The 20,945-nt window shown below is 41.2% G+C and carries 23 protein-coding genes and 1 pseudogene; 13 read left to right on the top strand and 11 right to left on the bottom strand.

The genetic code is table 11. The features are described 5' to 3' along the window. Window positions 1-6: 6 nt before the first annotated feature. Entirely contained in the window at window positions 7-708 is a 702-nt protein-coding gene (sfsA, locus tag G399_RS0100955; RefSeq protein ID WP_026843333.1) for a DNA/RNA nuclease SfsA, read from the bottom strand. A 189-nt stretch (window positions 709-897) separates the two neighbouring features. On the opposite strand from sfsA, the gene pepB reads away from it, so the two are divergent. Further along, the gene (gene pepB / locus G399_RS0100960; RefSeq protein ID WP_006013534.1) at window positions 898-2,178 is read left to right on the top strand and encodes an aminopeptidase PepB; all 1,281 of its coding nucleotides are present in this window, start codon (window positions 898-900) and stop codon (window positions 2,176-2,178) included. An 18-nt stretch (window positions 2,179-2,196) separates the two neighbouring features. Here the strand turns inward: pepB and G399_RS0100965 are convergent, their stop codons facing one another. After that, the gene (locus G399_RS0100965) at window positions 2,197-2,379 is read right to left on the bottom strand and encodes a hypothetical protein (protein WP_006013538.1); all 183 of its coding nucleotides are present in this window, start codon (window positions 2,377-2,379) and stop codon (window positions 2,197-2,199) included. Window positions 2,380-2,603: 224 nt separating this feature from the next. Between G399_RS0100965 and G399_RS0100970 the strand changes: the two genes are divergently transcribed. Both G399_RS0100970 and G399_RS0100975 read left to right on the top strand, forming a co-directional pair. Further along, window positions 2,604-3,200 (top strand): YhgN family NAAT transporter, encoded by a 597-nt coding sequence (locus G399_RS0100970; RefSeq protein ID WP_026843334.1) that lies wholly within the window; start codon window positions 2,604-2,606, stop codon window positions 3,198-3,200. 51 nt (window positions 3,201-3,251) lie between these two features. Then, a complete protein-coding gene (locus tag G399_RS0100975) occupies window positions 3,252-3,872 on the top strand; it encodes a YjaG family protein (protein ID WP_006013543.1) in 621 nt (206 codons plus the stop codon). Between the two features lie 49 nt (window positions 3,873-3,921). Here G399_RS0100975 and rsmD read toward each other — a convergent pair whose 3' ends face one another. Further along, complete coding sequence (gene rsmD / locus G399_RS0100980; RefSeq protein WP_006013545.1) at window positions 3,922-4,509, bottom strand: 16S rRNA (guanine(966)-N(2))-methyltransferase RsmD; 588 nt, start codon at window positions 4,507-4,509, stop codon at window positions 3,922-3,924. Window positions 4,510-4,592: 83 nt separating this feature from the next. On the opposite strand from rsmD, the gene ftsY reads away from it, so the two are divergent. From ftsY to G399_RS0101000, 4 genes are all read left to right on the top strand, one after another. Beyond that, on the top strand, window positions 4,593-5,837 hold the full coding sequence (ftsY, locus tag G399_RS0100985) for a signal recognition particle-docking protein FtsY (RefSeq protein WP_006013547.1): 1,245 nt from the start codon (window positions 4,593-4,595) through the stop codon (window positions 5,835-5,837). 11 nt (window positions 5,838-5,848) lie between these two features. After that, window positions 5,849-6,541 (top strand): cell division ATP-binding protein FtsE, encoded by a 693-nt coding sequence (gene ftsE / locus G399_RS0100990; RefSeq protein WP_006013554.1) that lies wholly within the window; start codon window positions 5,849-5,851, stop codon window positions 6,539-6,541. Then, window positions 6,538-7,518 (top strand): permease-like cell division protein FtsX, encoded by a 981-nt coding sequence (gene ftsX, locus G399_RS0100995; RefSeq protein ID WP_006013557.1) that lies wholly within the window; start codon window positions 6,538-6,540, stop codon window positions 7,516-7,518. The genes ftsE and ftsX overlap by 4 nt, the downstream gene beginning before the upstream one ends. A gap of 83 nt (window positions 7,519-7,601) precedes the next feature. After that, window positions 7,602-8,018, top strand: a complete 417-nt coding sequence (locus G399_RS0101000; RefSeq protein WP_006013559.1) for a hypothetical protein — start codon at window positions 7,602-7,604, stop codon at window positions 8,016-8,018. On the opposite strand, the gene G399_RS0101005 is transcribed toward G399_RS0101000, so the two are convergent. Then, window positions 8,015-9,250, bottom strand: a complete 1,236-nt coding sequence (locus tag G399_RS0101005) for an EAL and HDOD domain-containing protein (protein ID WP_006013562.1) — start codon at window positions 9,248-9,250, stop codon at window positions 8,015-8,017. The two genes, G399_RS0101000 and G399_RS0101005, sit on opposite strands and share 4 nt — an antisense overlap. A 21-nt stretch (window positions 9,251-9,271) precedes the next feature. Next, window positions 9,272-10,501 carry an EAL and HDOD domain-containing protein gene (locus tag G399_RS0101010; protein ID WP_006013565.1) on the bottom strand — a complete coding sequence of 410 codons (1,230 nt, stop codon included), beginning with the start codon at window positions 10,499-10,501 and terminating at the stop codon, window positions 9,272-9,274. Between the two features lie 318 nt (window positions 10,502-10,819). On the opposite strand from G399_RS0101010, the gene rpoH reads away from it, so the two are divergent. Together rpoH and G399_RS0101025 are read left to right on the top strand one after the other, a co-directional pair. Next, a complete protein-coding gene (gene rpoH, locus G399_RS0101015; protein WP_006013568.1) occupies window positions 10,820-11,671 on the top strand; it encodes an RNA polymerase sigma factor RpoH in 852 nt (283 codons plus the stop codon). A 177-nt stretch (window positions 11,672-11,848) separates the two neighbouring features. After that, window positions 11,849-12,289: a DoxX family protein gene (locus G399_RS0101025; RefSeq protein WP_006013573.1), complete on the top strand. Its 441-nt coding sequence runs from the start codon at window positions 11,849-11,851 to the stop codon at window positions 12,287-12,289. Between the two features lie 50 nt (window positions 12,290-12,339). On the opposite strand, the gene G399_RS0101030 is transcribed toward G399_RS0101025, so the two are convergent. From G399_RS0101030 to metJ, 4 genes are all read right to left on the bottom strand, one after another. Continuing rightward, window positions 12,340-13,251, bottom strand: a complete 912-nt coding sequence (locus G399_RS0101030) for a bifunctional GNAT family N-acetyltransferase/hotdog fold thioesterase (RefSeq protein ID WP_026843336.1) — start codon at window positions 13,249-13,251, stop codon at window positions 12,340-12,342. 134 nt (window positions 13,252-13,385) lie between these two features. Then, window positions 13,386-13,823 (bottom strand): D-aminoacyl-tRNA deacylase, encoded by a 438-nt coding sequence (gene dtd / locus G399_RS0101035; protein ID WP_006013578.1) that lies wholly within the window; start codon window positions 13,821-13,823, stop codon window positions 13,386-13,388. Beyond that, the gene (gene pip / locus G399_RS0101040; protein WP_006013580.1) at window positions 13,820-14,794 is read right to left on the bottom strand and encodes a prolyl aminopeptidase; all 975 of its coding nucleotides are present in this window, start codon (window positions 14,792-14,794) and stop codon (window positions 13,820-13,822) included. The genes dtd and pip overlap by 4 nt, the downstream gene beginning before the upstream one ends. Window positions 14,795-15,357: 563 nt before the next feature. Beyond that, window positions 15,358-15,678 carry a met regulon transcriptional regulator MetJ gene (gene metJ, locus G399_RS0101050; protein ID WP_006013584.1) on the bottom strand — a complete coding sequence of 107 codons (321 nt, stop codon included), beginning with the start codon at window positions 15,676-15,678 and terminating at the stop codon, window positions 15,358-15,360. 140 nt (window positions 15,679-15,818) lie between these two features. Here metJ and metF point away from each other — a divergent pair, with 140 nt between their 5' ends. From metF to G399_RS19920, 3 genes and pseudogenes are all read left to right on the top strand, one after another. Beyond that, window positions 15,819-16,706 (top strand): methylenetetrahydrofolate reductase, encoded by an 888-nt coding sequence (gene metF / locus G399_RS0101055; protein ID WP_006013586.1) that lies wholly within the window; start codon window positions 15,819-15,821, stop codon window positions 16,704-16,706. 193 nt (window positions 16,707-16,899) lie between these two features. Further along, complete coding sequence (locus tag G399_RS0101060) at window positions 16,900-17,859, top strand: virulence factor BrkB family protein (protein ID WP_244877383.1); 960 nt, start codon at window positions 16,900-16,902, stop codon at window positions 17,857-17,859. Window positions 17,860-17,892: 33 nt separating this feature from the next. Beyond that, window positions 17,893-19,207, top strand: a pseudogene (locus tag G399_RS19920) (FMN-binding glutamate synthase family protein); the annotation flags it as partial. On the opposite strand, the gene G399_RS0101070 reads toward G399_RS19920, so the two are convergent. Both G399_RS0101070 and mutH read right to left on the bottom strand, forming a co-directional pair. Further along, a complete protein-coding gene (locus tag G399_RS0101070) occupies window positions 19,194-19,439 on the bottom strand; it encodes a YfhL family 4Fe-4S dicluster ferredoxin (RefSeq protein WP_006013594.1) in 246 nt (81 codons plus the stop codon). The pseudogene G399_RS19920 and the gene G399_RS0101070 sit on opposite strands and share 14 nt — an antisense overlap. Window positions 19,440-19,590: 151 nt before the next feature. Beyond that, window positions 19,591-20,277, bottom strand: a complete 687-nt coding sequence (gene mutH, locus G399_RS0101075; RefSeq protein ID WP_026843337.1) for a DNA mismatch repair endonuclease MutH — start codon at window positions 20,275-20,277, stop codon at window positions 19,591-19,593. Window positions 20,278-20,384: 107 nt separating this feature from the next. Between mutH and rppH the strand changes: the two genes are divergently transcribed. Then, window positions 20,385-20,930 carry an RNA pyrophosphohydrolase gene (gene rppH, locus G399_RS0101080; RefSeq protein ID WP_006013601.1) on the top strand — a complete coding sequence of 182 codons (546 nt, stop codon included), beginning with the start codon at window positions 20,385-20,387 and terminating at the stop codon, window positions 20,928-20,930. The last annotated feature ends 15 nt before the right edge of the window (window positions 20,931-20,945 follow it).

The following is a 20,945-nucleotide window of genomic DNA, read 5'->3' on the forward strand; positions in this document are numbered from 1 at the left end:
CTTTTTTTAATTGGAATTTGGTATCGAATCAGCTAACTCAATAAAATCACTGGAAAAATTGCAACCATAACAAATTATTTCAACACCAACTTTTTTTGCTTTTGCCACTGCTAGAGCATATTCTGCATCAATATGGCTCGCAATGTTGAAATGCGTTATACCCGAATGTTGCGCACAAAATAGTAAAATTGCTTTATGTCCTGCTTTCGCTAATTTAGCTAATTCGTTGGCGTGTTTGGTTCCTCTTTGAGTAACGGTATCAGGAAAAAGCCCAAGTGAATTTTCGCATAGAGTCATCGATTTTACTTCGACATAGCAGTCGGGCATACCGTCGCCCTGCAATAAAAAATCTATTCTGCTATCGCCTACTTTGTATTCAGGCGTAATTTGGTTATATTCAGCTAATTCTATTATTTTGCGCTGCTCAAGTGCGCCTTTTACTATTTTATTCGCGTTATTGGTATTAATCCCAATCCATTGTCCTTGATTATCGACTGCCATTTCCCATGTATAAGCATATTTGCGTTTTTTATTAGCCGACTTGCTCAACAATACTGTCCAACCAGGTTGCGCACAATTTGTCATCGAACCAGTATTTGGACAATGCACCGTTAATATTTCACCATTTTGTAATTTTACATCAGCTAAAAAACGCTTATAACGCTTCATTAGGACAGCTTGTATCAAAGGTGGGTCGAACCTAACCATGCAAGTTTTTTCCTATTGGCGCGTTGTACATATTACATTATGGTACTTATTCTATGGTTTTGCTGTTATTTTTATTACTATTATTTGTTGACGTAAACATTGCGTTTTGCGAATTTGCCCGCACTAATCACTGTACGAACAAGCGGAGATACGCCGCAACACGATTTATAAAACCCTGTTGGAGTCATAATGTCAAATTTCCTTGTTTCATTGAGCCATGAACCTGCATCTGCTGCATGGGGCGCAAGCAGCAAACTATCATTTGTTGAAGGTGGCGCAGTACTGCACCTTCCCGATGCAAGTTTGCATTTGCGTCAAATTCAGCAATCAACGCGAAAAATAGCGTCACTAGGCATACAAAATATTGAATTCTTGGGCCGGTGGGATGCCGAACAGCAGTGGGCATTTGTAACCAGTTATTGCGGTGCTGGTTTTCAAGGTAATATTACTTGGTGCAAAAATTCAGATGAAAACGACCTAAGTACTCGTTTTGCTGCGATGCAGTTTACTCGACAGTTGGTGAACGAAACACCTGAAGAACTTAGTCCAGTATCCTTAGCTACCGAGGCTGCGGCATGGATCAAATCATTGTCGCCCGAGCATGTTACAACGACTATGGTAACCGGCGAAGAACTACTTAAAGCCGGCTGGCATGGTATTTATGAAGTGGGTCGCGGCAGTAGTCGTCCACCGGTGCTGCTTGAGTTGGACTACAATCCAACTGGCAATCCTGACGCAGTTGTTGATTTTGCGTTGGTAGGTAAGGGGATTACCTTTGACAGTGGCGGTTATAGCATTAAATCCAGCGAAGGTATGTTGGATATGAAGTGTGATATGGGCGGCGCTGCAACAGTGACGGGTGCGCTTGGACTTGCAATTATGCAAGGGCTCAAAAAGCGAACCAAACTTTTTCTTTGTTGTGCAGAAAATTTAATAAGCGACCATGCTTATAAATTGGGCGATATCATCACGTATAAAAATGGCGTAACCGTTGAAATAGTCAATACCGATGCGGAAGGTCGCTTGGTGCTTGCAGATGGTTTAATGGCAGCAACAGCGTCAGGTGCACGCAAAATTATTGATGCTGCAACGTTAACTGGCGCAGCAGTCATGGCGGTTGGTAAGGAATTCAATGCTATTTTTAGTTTAGACGAAGAGTTTCAGGCGTCTTTTCTAAGCAGTGCCCAAAAAGTGCATGAACCGCATTGGCGCTTACCTCTTATGACTTGGCATCAAGATCAGTGTGCGTCACCATTTGCAGACACCGCAAACAGCCGCGCAGTTAAAGGTGGTGGTGGAGGCGGTGCGTCTAATGCAGCCGGCTTCTTATCGCGCTTTGTGGGCAATGACGGAAGAGGTTGGGTGCATATCGACCTAGCGGCAGCGTACAATCGAAATGGAACCGACATTATGCCAAATGGCGCAACTGCAATAGGTATAAGAACAATTGCCGACCAACTTATCGGCTAGAGTCAAGGACAGGGCGGTTTATAGACCGCCTAGTCTTGCCGCCAATTCTTTATATTTTTCAACGTCGGCGCTGTCAAACAAAGGGCCACTGTCTTGGTTCTTTTCTTTTGCTAGTAATAGACTTTCTCTTTCGAGTCTTTCAACTCTTAGGTCTTGAACACCAAGAAACTCAGCTACTTCATTCACAGTCATCAACGCCATTTTTTGCTCCCGTTTATTAATATAAGAAAATCGCTCTATGCTTAGTTAACGACAGGTATAACAAAATTATGAGAAAAATCACGACATAAGTGCGTTTATTTAGTGTATTGAAAAAAGCATAAAAAGCGGTTGATATAGATAATATTCTTGAATTTTTTGGTGTTTTACTGCCATTTCAATGCACAATAGCGCATACTTCCGCTTTTTCAGGAGAGACTAATTTGATCGAAATATTATCCGCAGCAACGATGCTTTTTCTGATCATGGATCCTCTGGGAAATTTACCAATTTACATGTCGGTTTTGAAAACGATCGACCCCAAGCGTCGTCGCATCGTCATTATCCGCGAATTGTTGTTTGCATTAATTATTTTGATGGTGTTTTTGCACAGCGGGCAAGTCCTTCTCGATTTTCTTAAAATAGAGCAGGAAACAGTCAGTATCGCTGGTGGTATTATTTTGTTTATCATCGCACTTAAAATGATTTTTCCGCAACCGGGCGGTATTATGGGCTTACCCGCTGGAGAGGAACCATTTATTGTCCCTTTGGCTGTGCCTATGATTGCAGGACCTTCAACGATGGCTGTTCTTATCTTGTTATCTAATCAAGGACCCAACAAGATGACTGAATGGAGTATTGCCTTGTTCGCAGCCTGGTTGGCGAGTGCAATCATTTTAATTATGTCCAATACTTTTCATCGCTTGCTGGGTGAAAAAGGATTGAATGCCGTTGAGCGCCTAATGGGTATGATACTCGTTATGATAGCAATTCAAATGTTGCTGAATGGTGTTGGTACCTATTTCCAACATCAGCTAAGCTAAAAAATCGTGCATATGGCACAAGCAATTAATTTTTAAACTGAGTTATCTATAATGTCAAATGCAAACGCTAAACAAAAAAATAAATGCGATTTCACGGGCGACAAGCTGAGTACTTTTCAGCAAGTTAGGGACCTTTCAAAGAAGCCAGCGGTTGCTTTTTCTGCCGCCTTGCTGCAACGAATGCTGCCTAATTATGAATTATTTTGTGATGTCAGTGAATTTGGTGACAAAGAACTCGCCGCCAAGCTAGTTGACCTGATTTGGGAATGGCTCAATGCATCAAAAGCAAAAATTAATATTGCAGTGCAATTAGAAAAGTTAGAGGAAGTGACGCCCGACGTAGAAAATTTTGATAATTTTGGTGTATATCCAGCATTAGATTTTTGCATGGCACTTACCGCAACATTGCAACTCATGTCCGACGAAGAGCCTGGTGGAGCCGTCATAGTCGCGAAATTGAGTCAGGGCGGGGTTGAAGCGTATTTGCTAGCGCTATCTGCAACAGACTTGAGTAATGAAGAGATAAAGCAAGACCCGTTGATGCAGTTCGAAATTGAAACTCAACTTGAAGTGTTAGCAATGTGCAAGGATAAGTCTATCGACTTCAAGTCGCTGCGTAACGAAATGAAAGCGCAAGAGATGTCTAATATTGGTCTTAGTTTAGGCGACTAGCTTGGATGACTTTGGCGTTATTGCACTACTCCACTATTGCACTACTCCACTACTCCACTACATACAATTGAGCACTGACTTGTTGAGTTGATTTGTCTTTAATGAGTCGCCAACGGTCGGGTAATTGCAATAAGTCGCCGTTAACTTCCCTTTCTATGTAAATTTTAGTACCTAGCTTCACAATGCCTCTGGAATCGATAAGCGTAATACAAGGTTGTACTAAATTGTGCTGAAATGGCGGGTCGATAAATATAATATCTACCGTTGTTGAAAATTGGCTTAGTAGATGTAAAGTATTGCCCTGCAAAATGCCGGCTTGCTCTGGGCTATATTTAAGTAATGCGCTATTGGCCATTAACTGCTTGGCAGCTTGTTTGTCCAACTCCATAAAACTGACTACCTCTGCACCTCGAGACAACGCTTCAAAACCGAGTGATCCCGCCCCAGCGAAGCAGTCAAGACAACTTGCATCTTGCACGTCTAGCATTAGCCAATTAAACAAGGTTTCTTTAGTCCGATCAGTTGTTGGACGAAGTCCTTCTGCATTGAGTACTGGCAGCTTTCGACCACGGTGGCTGCCGCCAATTATCCGAATAGAACCTGTGCTTGAATTGGCTTGTTTTCTTGCTCGCGTCATGTGCTATGAAAGTGTTAGTATTGAATTGTATTTATAACTATATCTGAATCTACCCATCTGCTGTTAAGGATTTTTTGAACAATATGGCAAATCTGTTTAATTGGTTTAAAAAAGACCAAGCTAAAAACCCACCTACAAACCAGCTTGAAACGACTGAAGGAAACGCGCATGGGGCAGTGCAAGAAGACATTGCATCCTCTGATGACGCTTCTCAAGCTGAAAATATAGTAGAAACTGCGGTCGATAATTTATCAACATCAGAGATTGAGAGTGCTGATAATGTCGACAATATGACTCTTGAAAGTGACTCATCGACTATCGAATTAGAGCAAACTCCTCAGTCCGTCGACACTGTCACCATAGAGAAGCCAAGTTCGAGCGGTTTTTTTAGCCGCTTAAAACAAAGTTTATCTCGCACTAAAGAAAGCATTGGTACAGGCTTTATATCCCTGTTTGCGGGTAAAAAGATTGACAGTGATTTATATGAACAGTTAGAAACGCAGCTGCTTATAGCGGATGTTGGTATTGCAACGACTGCCAAAATTATTAATAGTCTCACTGAAAGTGCAAAGCTCTCTCAGCTAAAAGATGGTGAAGCGCTTTACTACCTCCTCAAAGCGCAAATGAAAGCATTATTGCAACCGGTTTCGCAGCCATTTAATTTAACCACTCAAAGCGATGAACAAGGCAATAAGCAACCGTTCGTGATTTTGATGGTCGGTGTTAACGGTGTCGGTAAAACCACCACCATTGGTAAATTAGCTAAGCAGTTTCAAAACGACGGTAAAAAAGTAATGCTCGCTGCAGGTGATACTTTCAGAGCCGCTGCAGTGGAACAATTGCAGGTTTGGGGTGAGCGTAATAATATCCCAGTGGTTGCTCAACAAACAGGGTCAGACAGTGCATCTGTGATATTTGACGCCCTGGCATCGGCAAAAGCAAAAGGCGTTGATGTGCTTATTGCTGATACAGCAGGACGACTACAAAATAAACAACATTTAATTGAAGAACTCAAAAAAATAGTTCGAGTAATGAAAAAAATTAATCTGGATGCACCGCATGAGGTGATGTTAACGCTTGACGCAAGCACAGGCCAAAATGCAGTAAGTCAAACCAAAATATTCAACGAGGCGGTTGGCATAAGTGGTATTAATTTAACAAAATTAGACGGAACGGCAAAAGGTGGTATCATTTTCTCACTCGCCGACCAATTCGGTATTCCCATTCGCTATATTGGGATCGGAGAGGGTATTGATGACCTTCGTCCATTTGAAGCTCAGCAATTTGTTGATGCATTGTTTAGCCAGGATGTTACCGAGCAACAGTAAAGGATGTTAGGTTGATAAAATTTGAGCAGGTAAGCAAAACCTATCCCGGAGGCCAGCAAGCGTTGCGAAAAGTCGACTTTCATGTCGAGAAGGGCGAAATGGCGTTTTTAACAGGCCATTCCGGCGCAGGAAAAAGTACATTACTTAAGTTAATCAGCATTATGGAAAGGCCTACTGTGGGTAGAGTGCTCATCAATGGTCATAATTTAAGCTCGATAAAGCGCAGAGAAATTGCCTATATTCGCCGAGATATAGGCATGATTTTCCAGAGTCATCAGTTGCTCATGGACAAAACAGTTTTTGATAATGTGTCACTCCCCCTAGTTATTGAAGGCCACACCAGAAAAAATATTGCAAAGCGGGTTGACGCTGCGCTGGAAATGGTTGGCTTGCGTGATAAAGCAAAAAATCTTCCAATTACATTGTCAGGCGGAGAACAACAACGCGTTGGTATTGCCAGAGCAGTGGTTAATCGTCCTCCGCTACTACTAGCAGATGAGCCCACGGGTAATCTTGATCCTAAGCTTTCGATGGAAATTATTAGGCTGTTTGAAGACTTTAATCAAGCCGGTGTGTCTGTGTTTATAGCAACCCACGATTTGGGCCTTATCGCACGCATGAAGTATCGCACGTTGACGCTTAAAAATGGGCAAATGATAACCGATGGGCTAGATGAGCAACCCAACCAAGGTTTGTACGTATGAGTCTATTGTTTAAAGGGCGTGCACAAGGTGCTGAAACTATCAAAATTGGCGTTTTCCAATTGCTAATTATGTTTTTTACAGACCATTTGCGCCAAGCAGTAAATAGCCTTGGCGAGCTATGGCGTTCGCCATTTGCCTCTTTGATGACAATTGGTGTGTTAGGTTTCAGTATCACCCTACCCAGTACGCTATACGTGCTAGTTAAAAATACCGAACAAATCAGTCAACAGTGGGAACAAGCATCAGAGATTTCATTGTTTTTAAGGACCGGAGTGACTGATGCGAGTGCTCAACAGCTATTAACGCGATTGCGATTATGGCCTGAAGTTGCCGAGGTCGTGTATATTAATCCAGCTGAAGGCTTGAAAGAATTTCAAGCCTTATCTGGGCTTGGTGACGCATTGAATTACCTCGAAACAAATCCATTACCAGGCGTCGTTTTAGTTGTGCCTACCGTTAAGTATTCGAGCCCAACGTCGGCGGGTATATTACTAAACAAACTACGTAAAGAAAGAGAAGTTGAGATTGGTAAATTAGATATTGAATGGTTAGAGCGCCTCTACGCACTTATCGGTATCGCAAAAGATCTAGTCACCCTGTTAGCAGTGCTGCTATTTTTTGCTGTTGTGCTCATAATAGGTAATACAATTCGGCTTAATATTTTAAGTAAAAGAGATGAAATTGTGGTCATGAAACTGGTGGGAGCAACTGATGCTTTCATTCAAAGACCCTTTTTATATACTGGTTTTTGGTACGGGTTTTTAGGCGGTATTATGGCCTGGGTAACGGTACTGATCATTTTGTTATGGGTTGATTACAGCATGCAAGATTTTATGCAAAAATACCAAGTCAGCTTTGATTTGACGGTGATGGATTTAAGCACGTTAATTGTAATGTTGTCGGTTTCTGTGAGCTTAGGAATAGCCGGGTCACTCTTATCAGTGCAACGTCATGTGAAAGATATAGAACCGCGTTAATGGTATTTACTTTTTTTGTGTTTTTTAGTCTACTGAGATTATTTAAGACGCTTTCAATTATTTCTATTTAGGGATGAGTTCATTTGCAAGAAAATCCTTTACTGATTGAATGGGCAACATTACAAAATCAGTTCGATGCTTTTGAAAAGCTCTCTTTGGTCATTAAATTAGTTGCTATTTTGATTGCCGCTTTGTTTGTTTTTGAGCTAAAACAGCCTGAAATAATATTGGTACTCAATAGTATCTGCTGGGGTCAAGATGCTATCTGGAAGACCTTTCAGTCAAGGTTTGCTGATAGGTTGCTTAAAATAGAAAGCGACTTATCTAGCACCTCTAACAGTGGCCATATTCAGTTTAATACAGCATGGGACTTAAAGCCAAGAGGACAAGTATCGCTGGTATCAGAGTACTTGCGACACTTAGTGAAACCAACGATTGTTTTTCCCCATTTGATACTTCTCTGTTTGGGTATGTATGTTGTGCTATTTAATTCGCGTTAAGGCCTAGCCCTTGGGAAGAAATCCGATAATGCTTGACGCATTTCATTACTCCAACGTATGGCATCATTAAAAATACCATGCAGTTCCTTCTGAGAAATATCTAACTTTGCAGCTTGTGTCATTATTTTTCCCCACAACCCGCTTTCAAATGCTCTCGCTGTTTCAAGGTACTGTAAATAATCACCCTCAACGCCCTGTAGTGCCTGTTTTATATCTTCACTAATAGGTAGTTTTTCTAGAATAATCGCCATTTCGCCATCTAAAATTGTATCGAGGAGCGAAAACAAGCCCACAATAAATGCGGACATCGCTTTTTTCTTGCCATGCTTATGCATTTCGAAGAGCTCACAAAACTTCGCTCTAACCACCGACACTTGTAGTAACTCAACAGGCTTCTCGTCATTTAGACTGGCGAGGGATAGTAGTGCAATGAATTTTTTGACTTCAACTTCACCAAGATAACGCAAGGCATGACGCAGCGATGTAATTTTTTCGCGTTTATTGATCATTGGGTTATTAATAAAGCGTAGTAATAAATACGACAGTGCAGCGTCACGTTCAATAATGGAAACGACTTTTTCTAAGTCAAATTGAGAAGTTGCACTGTGTGACATCAACTCTAACAAGGTTAGTTTAGAAGAGGGTAAGGATTTTGCAGTCTTAGTATTAGCTTGAGTAAAAAAGTAGCCTTGGAAATAATCAAAACCTAAGTCAAGGCACATGGCAAATTGGTCGAGTGTTGACACTTGCTCAGCGACCAGTTGAATACCTGAATTGGCTAACGTGGGGATGTGTTTCTCGAGCATTCGAGGACTGATTTTATTTATATCAACCTTAACAATATCGATATAAGGATATGGCGCTAACACAGCTGATTGAAGAAGGTTGTCATTCAATGCAATTTGATACCCAGACTTCTTAAGAAACTCACAGGCATTCATTAAGCTGGTATTGAATGCCGGATTTTGGGTTAGTTCAACGATGATATTGTCTGCCGTCAGCTCTTCGGGAAAACGGTTAATCACGGTTTCTGGCAGAAAATTGATAAAAGCACGTTGATTACCCGAAATGTCATCGATACCCAATGTATTGAATCTTGAACTGATTAACTCTGATTTTTTGGGTTCATGTTCAGGGTATGCGCCATTGGCACCATCTCTGAATAAAAGTTCGTAGGCAAATAGATCTTGGTCTTTGTCCAAGATTGGCTGGCGAGCAATAAATGCAAACATCTCTGCTTCCTTTATTAGGTTTTAGCTAATTGAACCATTCATATTTTGAGCCCAATGCATTGCTTCATAATAAAGCGTGTACAAACGCTCACCCGTAAGCTCAAATTGAAGTGCGACGTAATCTACCTCGTCCCAATTGGCTTCCTCAAATGCGAAGCAGGCTCGCATTTGCAGTCCCATCGTCGAGTCGATGTTCTTTTTACACAAGGCGTCGCGTAATTCTTGACCAACCGGAAGCTTTCCAACCAAATTTTCCATGGTTTGATCGAGCAACGCGTCAAGCATTGAAAACAAGCCCAGCAAAAAGCTGGTTGGCGGGTTTTCGGGTAATTCTAGTTCAATGGACATAAGAGAGCAAAAACGTGCTCTAACTAGGGATTGAATGAGCAGTTCAGTGGGTTTTTCACCACGCATATTAGCGAGTGCAAGCAGTGCAATAAACTTCTTAATTTCAACATGGCCCATATAATTAATGGCGTGTTGCAGCGATTCAATTTTTTGCCGTTTATTAATCATTGGATTATTGATAAAGCGCATCAATTTATAAGCTAAGCCAACATCCTTTTCAATAACCTTGATGACTTCTTTAGTATCAAAATTAGGTGAACTACTTAAACTAACAAGTTTGGTGACTGAATTTAGTGACGCATTCAAATCACGATGTCGGATCATTTCTGGTCGGGCTAAAAAATACCCTTGAAAGAGCTTTACTCCCATGGCTTTGAATCGTTCAAATTGTTCATGAGTTTCTACTTTTTCAGCAATAATCTTAATGCCTCGGGCATTCAGTATTTGAATTTTTGCTATTGCAGCGGCGCCTTGCTTATCTATTTCCTCTACTTCAACCTTTATAAAGTCAATGAAAGGAAGAAATACATCCCAGCGTGGGGCAAAATCATAATCATCGAGTGCGAGTTGATAACCGAGGTCGCGAATGTGTTTGCAGGCTTGCACTAGCTCATCGTTAACTTCAACCGTTTCGACTATTTCAATTACGACGCTTAAGGGGTCCAGCGTTGAAGGGAATCGGTATAACAGCGTGTCTTTATGAAAATTAATAAAAGCGGGTTTTTTGAAGGTAATATCTTCAATACCTACAGTCAGATGACTGTTCGCAATCATACTACTAGTCGCTTCGTCGGGAGACATGTCGGGGAAACAATTGCTATCACCGTCCCTGAATAATAACTCATAAGCAAATACACGTTTTTCAACATTATAAATAGCTTGCCTTGCAACATATGAAAACATTAATTAAGTGCTCAAAGATGTAAGCAACTATAGAAATAAATTGCTTATTTTGTGATCAATTTACGAATTTAGCATATAATGATAGTGTGTAATTGTTTAATTAGAAAGAAAATCATTTGAATGGCCAACTTTTTATTACTCTGGGCTTGAACTTTGATAAAGAATCCCTATATTAAACCTAATAATTTAATCGAACTTTGGTTCTTGTATATTGTCTATACAAAGTGTGCATAAAACTGTATATAACAGTGTCGATGCAGACACAGTGAAATCAGCAGCACTGAAAGTCGTTTTATAGAATTAAGTAATGAGGTAAAAATGAGTACAAAAATGCAAACATTGGCATTGAGTGTCCCGCGGATTGGCAGTATCGAAAGCTATGTTCAAGCGGTTAGTCGCATCAATATGCTTACAGCAGACGAAGAAAATTCTTTAGCTGTGCGTCTATTTGATGAGGGCGATCTTGAAGCTGCGCGTAAATTGGTTATGTCTCACCTGCGCTTCGTTGTGCATGTTGCAAAGTCTTATGCTGGTTACGGTTTACCACAAGCGGACCTAATTCAAGAAGGTAATATTGGTCTAATGAAGGCGGTTAAACGCTTTGATCCCAATGTTGGAGTGCGCTTGGTATCGTTTGCAGTGCATTGGATAAAAGCAGAGATCCACGAGTTCGTATTGAAAAACTGGCGGATCGTAAAAGTTGCAACAACGAAAGCGCAACGTAAATTATTTTTTAACCTTCGTAAAGCGAAAAAGCGTTTAGGTTGGTTTACTCACGAAGAAGTACAAAAAGTTGCAGAAGAGCTCGGAGTGAGTACTAAGGAAGTATTGCAAATGGAAGCTCGCATGAGCAGCCACGACGCATCTTTCGATTTATCAGCTGACGATGATGAGTCAAGCACGTTTGCGCCAGCTCAGTATCTAGAGGACAAATCAACTGATGTTGAAATGGACGTTATCAACAACGCCCATGACAAAAATGCATCAAACAGTCTACATTCAGCAATCAAAACGCTAGATCCAAGAAGTCAGCACATTATTGAAACGCGTTGGTTGTCGGACGATAAAATGACGCTACAAGATCTAGCGGATGAGTATCAAGTATCAGCTGAACGTGTTCGCCAAATCGAAAAAAACGCAATGAAAAAACTACAAGCAGCGATGGCTTAATTAGATATTGCTGAGGCTTGTTGTCCGCTTATTTGCTAGAAATATGCAACAAAGTGCGCATGGAAACATGGGCACTTTTTTTTTTAACATTATCGTTAACGTAAGCGAAGTAATTAATTTAAAAAAAGCACTTATAAAAAGCACTTATAAAAAGCACTTATAAAAAGGATATTAGCGATGGACAACATAACTAAGTTGCTTGAGTTGCTCAGTTTATTATTGGGCCGTTTTTTACTCGGTGCCTATTTTATTATACCGGGTGTCCAAAAAATCACGCAATATGAATTCATGATGCAATACATGTCGAAACACAATGTGCCATTTATTGACGTATTACTTCCGGTCACCATCGTATTACAAATTTTATTAGGATTCGTTGTTATTTTCGGTTTTAAAACAAAGCTATCTGCATTCTTATTGGCTGGGATAACACTGCTCATTAGTTTGTATATGCATAATTTCTGGGACCTGCCTGAGGGTGCAGATGTGGTGCATGAAACCCAAAATTTCTTCAAAAATATGGCAATTATGGCTGGGTTATTGGTCTTGTCTGCAAGAGGAGCTGGCGAATTTAGCATAGATAATTGGCGCTCTCAACGTAAGCTCAATTTGGCTTAGCGCCCAGGGACTGAGGTTTGCACAGGGTTGCAGCAATTGTTCTGGCAACTTTATTCTTCGTCTTTTTTAGGTGGAATAACCCAGTATTTCCCGGTAAAACTTGCTACCGAAGTGTCATCATCATGAATATCAACAGTAAGTTCAATAGGGCACTTTTTGTTTGCTTTTAGTAAATCAAAACGGGCTTTCACTGACTCAATATTGCAAATAGCACGAGGGCGAATTGTAATCGGTCTATGATAATGAATATTGCCGTCACCGAGCACAATTTCTCCCTTTAAGTCTTTTTGTTTAAGCTGCAAAAATATCATTCCCCAACCGGTTAGAGTTGCTTGTGAAAAGATACTGCCAGCAAACATTGAACCGTGCAGGTTGATGTTTTTATTTAACGATGCCCTAGTTTCTATTGTACGTTCAGTATATTGATATAACTTGATACCCATGTGCTCTGTGATCGGAATTTTTTCATGCCAGGTATCTTGTAATTCTTTACACCACTGTGGATGTAATATGAGTACGTTGTTGTCTACTAGTATTTTGAACATGTGCTTGCGTTTTAGTTTGCCAAGCTCTGTTGGTGCTTTGCTTTCAATTTCAAAACCACATGCAGAGAAAAATGACATTGAGGTTTCACGAGAGTTTGTGACAGCTCGCTTGGCGCCTAAATCACGAGCTACCACTTCCAATGCGCCTAATATGAGTTGCCCAACCCCTTTGCGTCGGTATTTCTTATCAACCGCTATATGTCTAATCTGCGCCTCTTCCGCGGAGTTTAAATGTATCCGACCGCAAGCAACAATATCGCCAGACGGACTCAAAACAGCTCTATGTTCGCTGACTGTCTCGTATTCATCTTTCTCAGAACCAGGAGGAAACCCCCATTGCTCACGAAGCCACATCCACCTAAAATGAAAATAGTCATTGCGTTCTTGTTCTGATCTAGGTGTTGATATGGTAAACAATAGCTAACCTCGTTCGTTGTTTCGCGTTGACGTCGTCTTTTGGTAGTCGGCTAGTGTATCTTGAATGGCGCATCGTTGACTAGTGGCTAATAGGATTATGCGCTTCGATAGCAGATGTATGGGTAGCGTTGGATCTACGTTTCAATCCAAAACGTGACGGGCCCGTCATTTACTAATGATACAGACATATCCGCACCGAATACGCCTGTCTGACACTCGTGGAATTCAGTTGCAACATGTTTAATGAACGCCTGATAGATCAACTCTCCGTGTTCTGGTGTTGCACCTTTCGAAAAGCTTGGCCTGTTACCTTTTGTCGTATCGGCGACTAATGTAAATTGCGATACCACTAGCAACTCGCCATTCATATCAAAAAGGCTTTTATTCATTTTACCATCAGCATCAGTAAATATTCGATAATTGAAAACCTTTCGAGCCATTTTTTGGATTTGTAATGCGCTGTCATCTTTTTCAACGCCAAGTAAAAGAACAATACCAGTGCCAATGTTAGCTACTGTTTTTCCATTTATGCTTACAGATGCTGAGGTTACTCTTTGAATCAGGCCTTTCAAAAATCTTCACCTGTTTCAAACATTTCATTCATTATATTAATGAGTTCCTTGGCAATACCTACTTCAGACATACTGTGACCTGCTTTATTAACGATTGTTAGCGTAGATTGAGGCAGTGCTTTGTGGACACAATAGGCTGCCTCTAGTTTGCAAACCATATCATATCGCCCGTGGACAATATGACATGGGATATCTATAATTTTTGTAATATTGTCCATTATGTAGTTTTCTTCAATAAAGCATTTATTGAGAAGATAGTGACACTCCAGCAGTGCTAAGCTTTTTATTTGCCTATCAGCACTAAAATCACTCATCATCACATTTGGAGCAGTCAGTCGGGAGATGCATCCCTCCCAATCAAACCATGATTTTAATGCTGGGAGGCTGATGCTAGGGTCATTATTTTGGAATAAACTAATAAATCGTTTGCACACTGCATCCGCTGAAGATGAGTCAATAAGGTGTCTTGAAAATTTTTCGTACTCCTCTGGATATACTTGCGCCGCGCCACCTGATGGCAGTAAAAACCACTCGGCGTCTTCTTTACGTGCTAGGAATACGCCGCGTAAAACCATTGAAATAACAAGTTTAGGGTATTTAATTGTGTAAAGTAAGGCCAAAGTTGAGCCCCATGATCCGCCGAACACCACCCATTTATCAATGCCCAATTGTTGGCGAACAGTTTCAAAATCGTGAACTAACAACTGAGTCGTATTGTTATTGGTATCTCCAAATGGCATAGAGCGTCCACAACCTCTCTGCGCAACACCAATAATGTGGTATTTTTTTGGGTTGAAGGGCCATTGATAGTTCTCGCATAAACCAGCGCCTGGGCCACCGTGCATATATATTACAGGGATGCCTTGGGGGTTACCGCTTTGCTCAATGTAAAGTTCATGTCCACCTGAAACTTTGATAGTTTGATGCTGGTAAACAACGTTAGTGTGAAAATTTGGGTTAATATCCCGCAATGGACGACGCCCTATAAATTGATATTCTGAAACATAAAAAACTTACGAGAATCGACATTCTCCTTTTGATTTTTCAACAAAATGTAAGCTGTTATTTGTAATAACCAGATTTTATAATACGATTTTAAAGGTCTTTAAGTCAATTTAATGGCGTTTGTTTAATTATTGTATTGACTATAATTGACTTTAGCGTCGTTTAGTTCGGTGTCACCTGTCTTGATTGGCAAGATACTGCATGCAAAAATGACGATTACTACAAACAAAAAGGAATTAATATGGCTCGTTTATTATTTTGTAGTTGTTCGCTTTCTTTAGATGGCTGTTGATCAGCTGCAGACAAAGCATAATATAGTATGTGGGGGAAACTTGGTGTTGAAAATAAGACATGTTGATGGCTCATAAAGGGAACGTTCTAGGTTCTCAAAAAGAAGCGAAAGAGCCATTTTATTTAGCGTTAGATGAGTTCATTAAAAGCACCAAAAGCGACTAAAATTATCATGAATGAACCCTAGAATAGGGCTCATTCGATTATAAAAGTAATCGCACAATCTGATAGTGAGATTTTATTCCGCTTCTACTGCATCAATCTCAATGCCCATTTCTCGCATGATTTCTCTTGCTGAGGCTGGAATACGATTCGGATTATCTTTTTTCAGGTCACCATCATAAGGTAACGGTTGGCCTGTAAATGCATGCAAAAATGCTTCACATAACAATTCTGAATTAGTCGCATGACGCAGATTGTTCACTTGGCGTCTGGTGCGTTCATCCGTAAGCACTTTTAGTACATTAATTGGAATTGAAACGGTGACCTTTTTAACTTGCTCGTTTTTTTTGCCATGCTCCGCATAAGGGTGTATATATTTACCATTCCACTCTGCCATGTGAATCCTTGTTGTTTTAGTTATTTTAAAATTCTAACCCGTATAGGAAAAATATCAATCTAGAAGTGTAAACTTCTTGACGTCTAAGCGTTTAAAACGTAGTTTAGACGTCTAAACGTCCAGATATAAGCGGAAAAACAATGGTTTCATATGCCCAAGGCATCGATGCACTGAATCAGTCTCTATCAGAATTGAGAGATATAGATGTTTCGTTTGAATTTTTTCCGCCAAATTCAGAGGCGATGGAAAATACATTGTGGAAGTCGGTAGAACGCCTCGCACCGCTAAAACCAAAATATATGTCGGTTACTTACGGCGCGAATAGCGGTGAAAGAGACAGAACTCACGCGGTTGTTAAACGAATTTATAAAGAAACCGGCGTTTCAACCGCACCACATTTGACGTGCGTGGATGCAACACCCGATGAACTTAAGTTAATTGCAAAGGACTATTGGGATTCGGGAATTCGACGCATAGTGGCTTTGCGCGGCGATTTGCCAAAAGGCGTCGATAAAACTGACATGCATGCTAGTGATCTGGTGACTTTATTGAAAGACGTTGCTGATTTTGATATCTCCGTTGCTGCGTATCCAGAAAAACATCCAGAAGCACCGAATGCACAATTTGACCTATTGAATTTAAAACGCAAAGCACAAGCGGGCGCAAATGAAGCGATTACGCAGTTCTTCTTTGATACTAGCGTCTTTTTGCGTTTCAGAGATAGAGCTGCAGCGGCTGGTATCGATTTAGATATTGTGCCAGGTATTCTTCCTGTAACGAATTACCAAACACTGCAGCGATTTGCCGGCTTCACCAACGTGCATGTACCTAACTGGTTACATAAAATGTATGAAGGCTTGGATGCCGACGACCAAGCAACCAGAAATTTGATGGGCGCGAATATTGCGATGGATATGGTTAAAGTATTGGCAAAAGAAGGTGTGAAGCACTTTCACTTTTATACATTGAATCGCTGTGAATTAAGTTATGCGATTTGTCATATGTTAGGTTTACGCAGTCAAAAATAAGCATTTTTATTAGGCATTCTTATAAGATAGGTTTAAGTTCGATGCTGTTAGAGGTAAACTAACAATCTTATAATGCGTCGGTTATTTTTCATTTTTAGCTATCAAAAGACGCTACTAGCAGCAACAAGTGGAGCTTGCTGAGTTGAATTTATCCAATCGTGTCACTAAACAAGTAAGTTATTATCAACCGCTAATTATTGATGTTGGTAAGGCTTTCATCGAACATATGCGTTCTGAGCGGATCACCATTTCGGCGGGGCACTTGGCTTACGTTTCTTTGCTTTCGCTGGTTCCTGTAATCATGGTTTTTTTTATGATCATGTCAGCCTTTCCTGCATTTGCTGAAGTCAGAGGTCAACTAGAAAACTTTATATTCAGTAATTTTGTACCTACCGCCGGCGATGTAGTGCAAGATTATGTGGCTGAATTTGTGGCCAATGCATCAGGTATGGGCGCTGTTAGTATTGTCTCTCTATTACTGGTAGCGCTACTATTGATATCCAATATCGATAAAACCTTTAACCATATATGGCGAACGCAAGCCGAACGTCCACTCATTTATACCTTTGCGATTTATTGGATGGTTATCACCCTAGGTCCTTTTTTAATAGGCTCCAGCATAGTAGTCAGTTCTTACCTTGCAGGGCTTGCTAATTTTGCCGAAGAATACACTCCAGGACTGGGAACCTTCTTTCTCAAGCTGGTGCCAAGTTTTGCTGCTATCGGCGCGTTCTTAATCTTATACATGATAGTCCCTAATCGAACGGTAAGAGCAAAATATGCATTTTGCGGTGCCCTATTAGCCACCGTATTGTTTGAGTTATCTAAGAAGGGCTTTGCGCTGTATGTAACCAGTTTTCCATCATACCAGGTCATCTATGGCGCATTAGCTGTCATTCCCATTCTATTTGTTTGGGTGTACTTGAGTTGGGTTGTGGTTTTATTAGGAGCCGTATTTACGTATAGCATCACAGTGACTTGTGAGGCTCGTGACGAATTAGCTAAGAACGAAAGCGAAGGCGAACGAAGCAATAGCGACCAGAATAGCGACAAGAAGAGCGACAAGAATGGCACTAAGGACGGTGTTGTGATGTCATCCGAGGATCTAGCGCATCGCGATAGCAAGCAAAAAAACACCGCAGAAATTAAATGACTATTATTTATTCATCACTTGACAAGGGGCACTGTGCGTAAAACTATTTTTCAAGTGCTGATTGGGATTAACCTATTTGTCGTGTTGATTTCACTCCTTGTTCCCCTTATTGCTTAGTTTTGATTATTACGTTACCTCAGTTGATGACTGCGATATACGATGGTAGGCAAACAAAACACGCAATATTGCGCAACTTTCCATTGATCGGAAGAGCTCGATGGATTATTGAAAGCGTTCGACCATTTGTTCAACAATACATATTAGAGACCGACGCTGGCGGTGCGCCTATCAGTCGCATGTTTCGAAATATTGTCTATCAGCGAGCGAAAAACAGCCGCGATACTATTCCATTTGGCACACAGGTTGATACCTATAAAACAGGCTATGAATGGATTGCTCATTCTTTGTCTGCGCTAAACGTCGATGATATTGACTTGGATCCGCGTATCATCATCGGCAGTCGTCACTGCAAACAGCCCTATTCTGCGAGTATCCTAAACATTTCAGCCATGAGTTTTGGCAGTTTGAGTAAACCAGCACTGCAAGTGCTGAACAAAGGAGCGAAGTTAGGCGGTTTTTATCACAATACGGGGGAGGGTGGTGTTAGCCCTTATCATCTTGAATACGGTGCTGATGTTGTCTGGCAAGTTGGAACGGGCTACTTTGGCTGCAGAAACGATGCGGGTGGTTTCGACGCAGAAAAATTTAGCCAACAAGCAGCACATATAAATATTAAAATGATAGAAATTAAACTCTCTCAAGGCGCAAAACCTGGCCATGGAGGAATTCTACCGGCAAGCAAGAATACGCAAGAAATTGCTGATATTCGCGGCGTGAAAGTGGGTACTCAAGTTGACTCACCATCCACGCATAGTGCTTTTAGCACGCCTATTGAGCTGGTTAATTTTGTACAAACCTTGCGTGACCTTAGTGGCGGTAAGCCGATTGGGATAAAGCTTGCATTGGGCAGACGGAGCAAATTTGTGGCTATTTGCAAAGCCATGGTTGAGCTCAATATCACGCTTGATTTTGTTACTGTCGACGGTGGAGAGGGTGGAACGGGTGCTGCGCCGCCAGAATATTCTAATTCTATTGGTTCACCACTGCGAGAGGCATGATGTTGGCATTGGGTTGCGTCCAATCATTATCTTGCAATACCAATAAATGCCCAACGGGAGTAGCTACTCAAGACCCATCTTTGTCGTCTGGACTGATACCTGCAAACAAAGCTATAAGAGTGCATCAGTTTCACAACAAGACAGTACATGCGACTGTCGATATCATCTCATCCGCAGGGCTCACCTCACCTTGTGATCTAAATCGCACGAACATATTTAGGCCTGTAAACGCGCAAATTTTTCAGTTAATTGCGCTACCGTTTCTTTGCGTTTTGGATTAACTTCAATGCATTCTACGGGGCAAACACCAACACAGCTTGGCTCTTCATAATGACCAACGCACTCGGTGCATTTGTCAGCATTAATTTCGTAAATTTCAGCGCCCATTGTAATTGCTTCGTTTGGACATTCTTCTGCACATAAGTCACAATTAATGCATTCTTCAGTAATAAAAAGTGCCATACCAGCGTACCTCGGTTGAACAGCTCAATGGATAAGGACGTTCCATTGAAAAATAATATGCTAAGGAGTAATACTCAGAAAATAGCAGGCAACAGAAATTCTGCAATAAGCACTTAATTAATAATTGATCCGGCGCAATAAATCAGTCAATTTAGCCTACAAAAGCGCTCTCTAAAATATGTTGAGTGAAATTTTTACGCAAGTAGAAGCCCCTTGGGCGTGTTTTTATGAACTGTCCATCTTCACCAATAGCCTCTGTAACGACTGCACCATTAGCGGCTTTGGGACGAAGTTGCAAATAACTTCCCACGGTTGCGTCTATGCGCTCAACTTGACCTAAGCTAATCATGTCCATTAATTCTTCCCAGTCGTACTGCAGTTGCGCGTTTTGTTGCGCGCTAGGTTGCCACAAAATAGGGGATCCTACGATGCGCTCACTCGGTGGTATTTCTCTTTCACCTTGCACGGGTAACCATAATACACACTGTAATTTATTGCGTACGTTACAGTTTTCCCAATTTACGCCAGTGTTATTAGTGAGCGGTGCATAACAGACATAGGTAGTTTCAAGTGGCTTATTGTCATATGACAGAGGTAGTGTTTTCAATTCAACACCTAGTTCAGGGAAATCTTGCTCAGGCTTCGACCCCGCACTTGCCCCTAGCCAAAGTTCGATTAATTGTCCTGTCCAACCTTTCTGAATTTTGAAATTAACCGGTATCTCTATATTCGCCGCTCTCGCTAAGTCACCTAGGGTAAGGCCTGCCAAAGCCCGCGCTCGTTGCATAAGGTCCTCTATAGATGAAGGAGGATTCTGTGGTGTTTGTATTGATTGCATGGGGTTAAGGCTTCACTTATTAAATAATTAACGCTATTGCTTTGCATAATCCCTAGTTTATGGAAGAATAGACAAATATAAAAGTATAAATGCGCTGGGTAATCTAAGTGATTGATGCCGAAGGATTCCGCGCGAATGTTGGCATTATTATATGCAATAAAATGGGTCAAGTATTTTGGGCTCGTCGATATGGCCAACATTCATGGCAGTTCCCACAAGGCGGAATTGACCAAGGGGAGACTGCTGAACAGGCAATGTATAGGGAACTTCACGAGGAAGTGGGGTTGCTTGAAAAAGACGTAAGTATAGTGGGGGTGACCCGAAACTGGCTTCGTTATAAATTGCCTAAACGCCTTGTAAGAAAGGGATCTAGCCCTGTATGTATTGGCCAAAAACAGAAGTGGTTTTTGCTCACCTTAAAGTGTGATGAAAAAGATGTCGATCTTTTACAATCAGGGCACCCTGAATTTGACGATTGGCGTTGGGTCAGTTACTGGTACCCCATACGCAATGTTGTCTCGTTTAAACGTGATGTTTATCGAAAAGTCATGAAAGAGTTTGCGCCTATCGTATTGCCTGCGCAAAAGCCTCATTCTCATTTGCCTAACAACAACCGAAAAAACAAACGGCGTCGCCCAAGACCGCAAACATAGCCCTAAGGCAGTTAA

It is taken from the genome of Brumicola pallidula DSM 14239 = ACAM 615, assembly GCF_000428905.1.
Lineage (GTDB): Bacteria > Pseudomonadota > Gammaproteobacteria > Enterobacterales > Alteromonadaceae > Glaciecola > Glaciecola pallidula.

Coding starts and splice junctions, on each gene's coding strand:
- G399_RS0101010 (WP_006013565.1), bottom strand. CDS start 10,501: ATGTTTTCATATGTTGCAAGGCAAGCTATTTATAATGTTGAAAAACGT.
- G399_RS0101025 (WP_006013573.1), top strand. CDS start 11,849: ATGGACAACATAACTAAGTTGCTTGAGTTGCTCAGTTTATTATTGGGC.
- metF (WP_006013586.1), top strand. CDS start 15,819: ATGGTTTCATATGCCCAAGGCATCGATGCACTGAATCAGTCTCTATCA.
- G399_RS0100965 (WP_006013538.1), bottom strand. CDS start 2,379: ATGGCGTTGATGACTGTGAATGAAGTAGCTGAGTTTCTTGGTGTTCAA.
- G399_RS0101005 (WP_006013562.1), bottom strand. CDS start 9,250: ATGTTTGCATTTATTGCTCGCCAGCCAATCTTGGACAAAGACCAAGAT.
- ftsY (WP_006013547.1), top strand. CDS start 4,593: ATGGCAAATCTGTTTAATTGGTTTAAAAAAGACCAAGCTAAAAACCCA.
- pepB (WP_006013534.1), top strand. CDS start 898: ATGTCAAATTTCCTTGTTTCATTGAGCCATGAACCTGCATCTGCTGCA.
- sfsA (WP_026843333.1), bottom strand. CDS start 708: ATGGTTAGGTTCGACCCACCTTTGATACAAGCTGTCCTAATGAAGCGT.
- rpoH (WP_006013568.1), top strand. CDS start 10,820: ATGAGTACAAAAATGCAAACATTGGCATTGAGTGTCCCGCGGATTGGC.
- rsmD (WP_006013545.1), bottom strand. CDS start 4,509: ATGACGCGAGCAAGAAAACAAGCCAATTCAAGCACAGGTTCTATTCGG.
- mutH (WP_026843337.1), bottom strand. CDS start 20,277: ATGCAATCAATACAAACACCACAGAATCCTCCTTCATCTATAGAGGAC.
- metJ (WP_006013584.1), bottom strand. CDS start 15,678: ATGGCAGAGTGGAATGGTAAATATATACACCCTTATGCGGAGCATGGC.
- G399_RS0101070 (WP_006013594.1), bottom strand. CDS start 19,439: ATGGCACTTTTTATTACTGAAGAATGCATTAATTGTGACTTATGTGCA.
- ftsX (WP_006013557.1), top strand. CDS start 6,538: ATGAGTCTATTGTTTAAAGGGCGTGCACAAGGTGCTGAAACTATCAAA.
- G399_RS0100975 (WP_006013543.1), top strand. CDS start 3,252: ATGTCAAATGCAAACGCTAAACAAAAAAATAAATGCGATTTCACGGGC.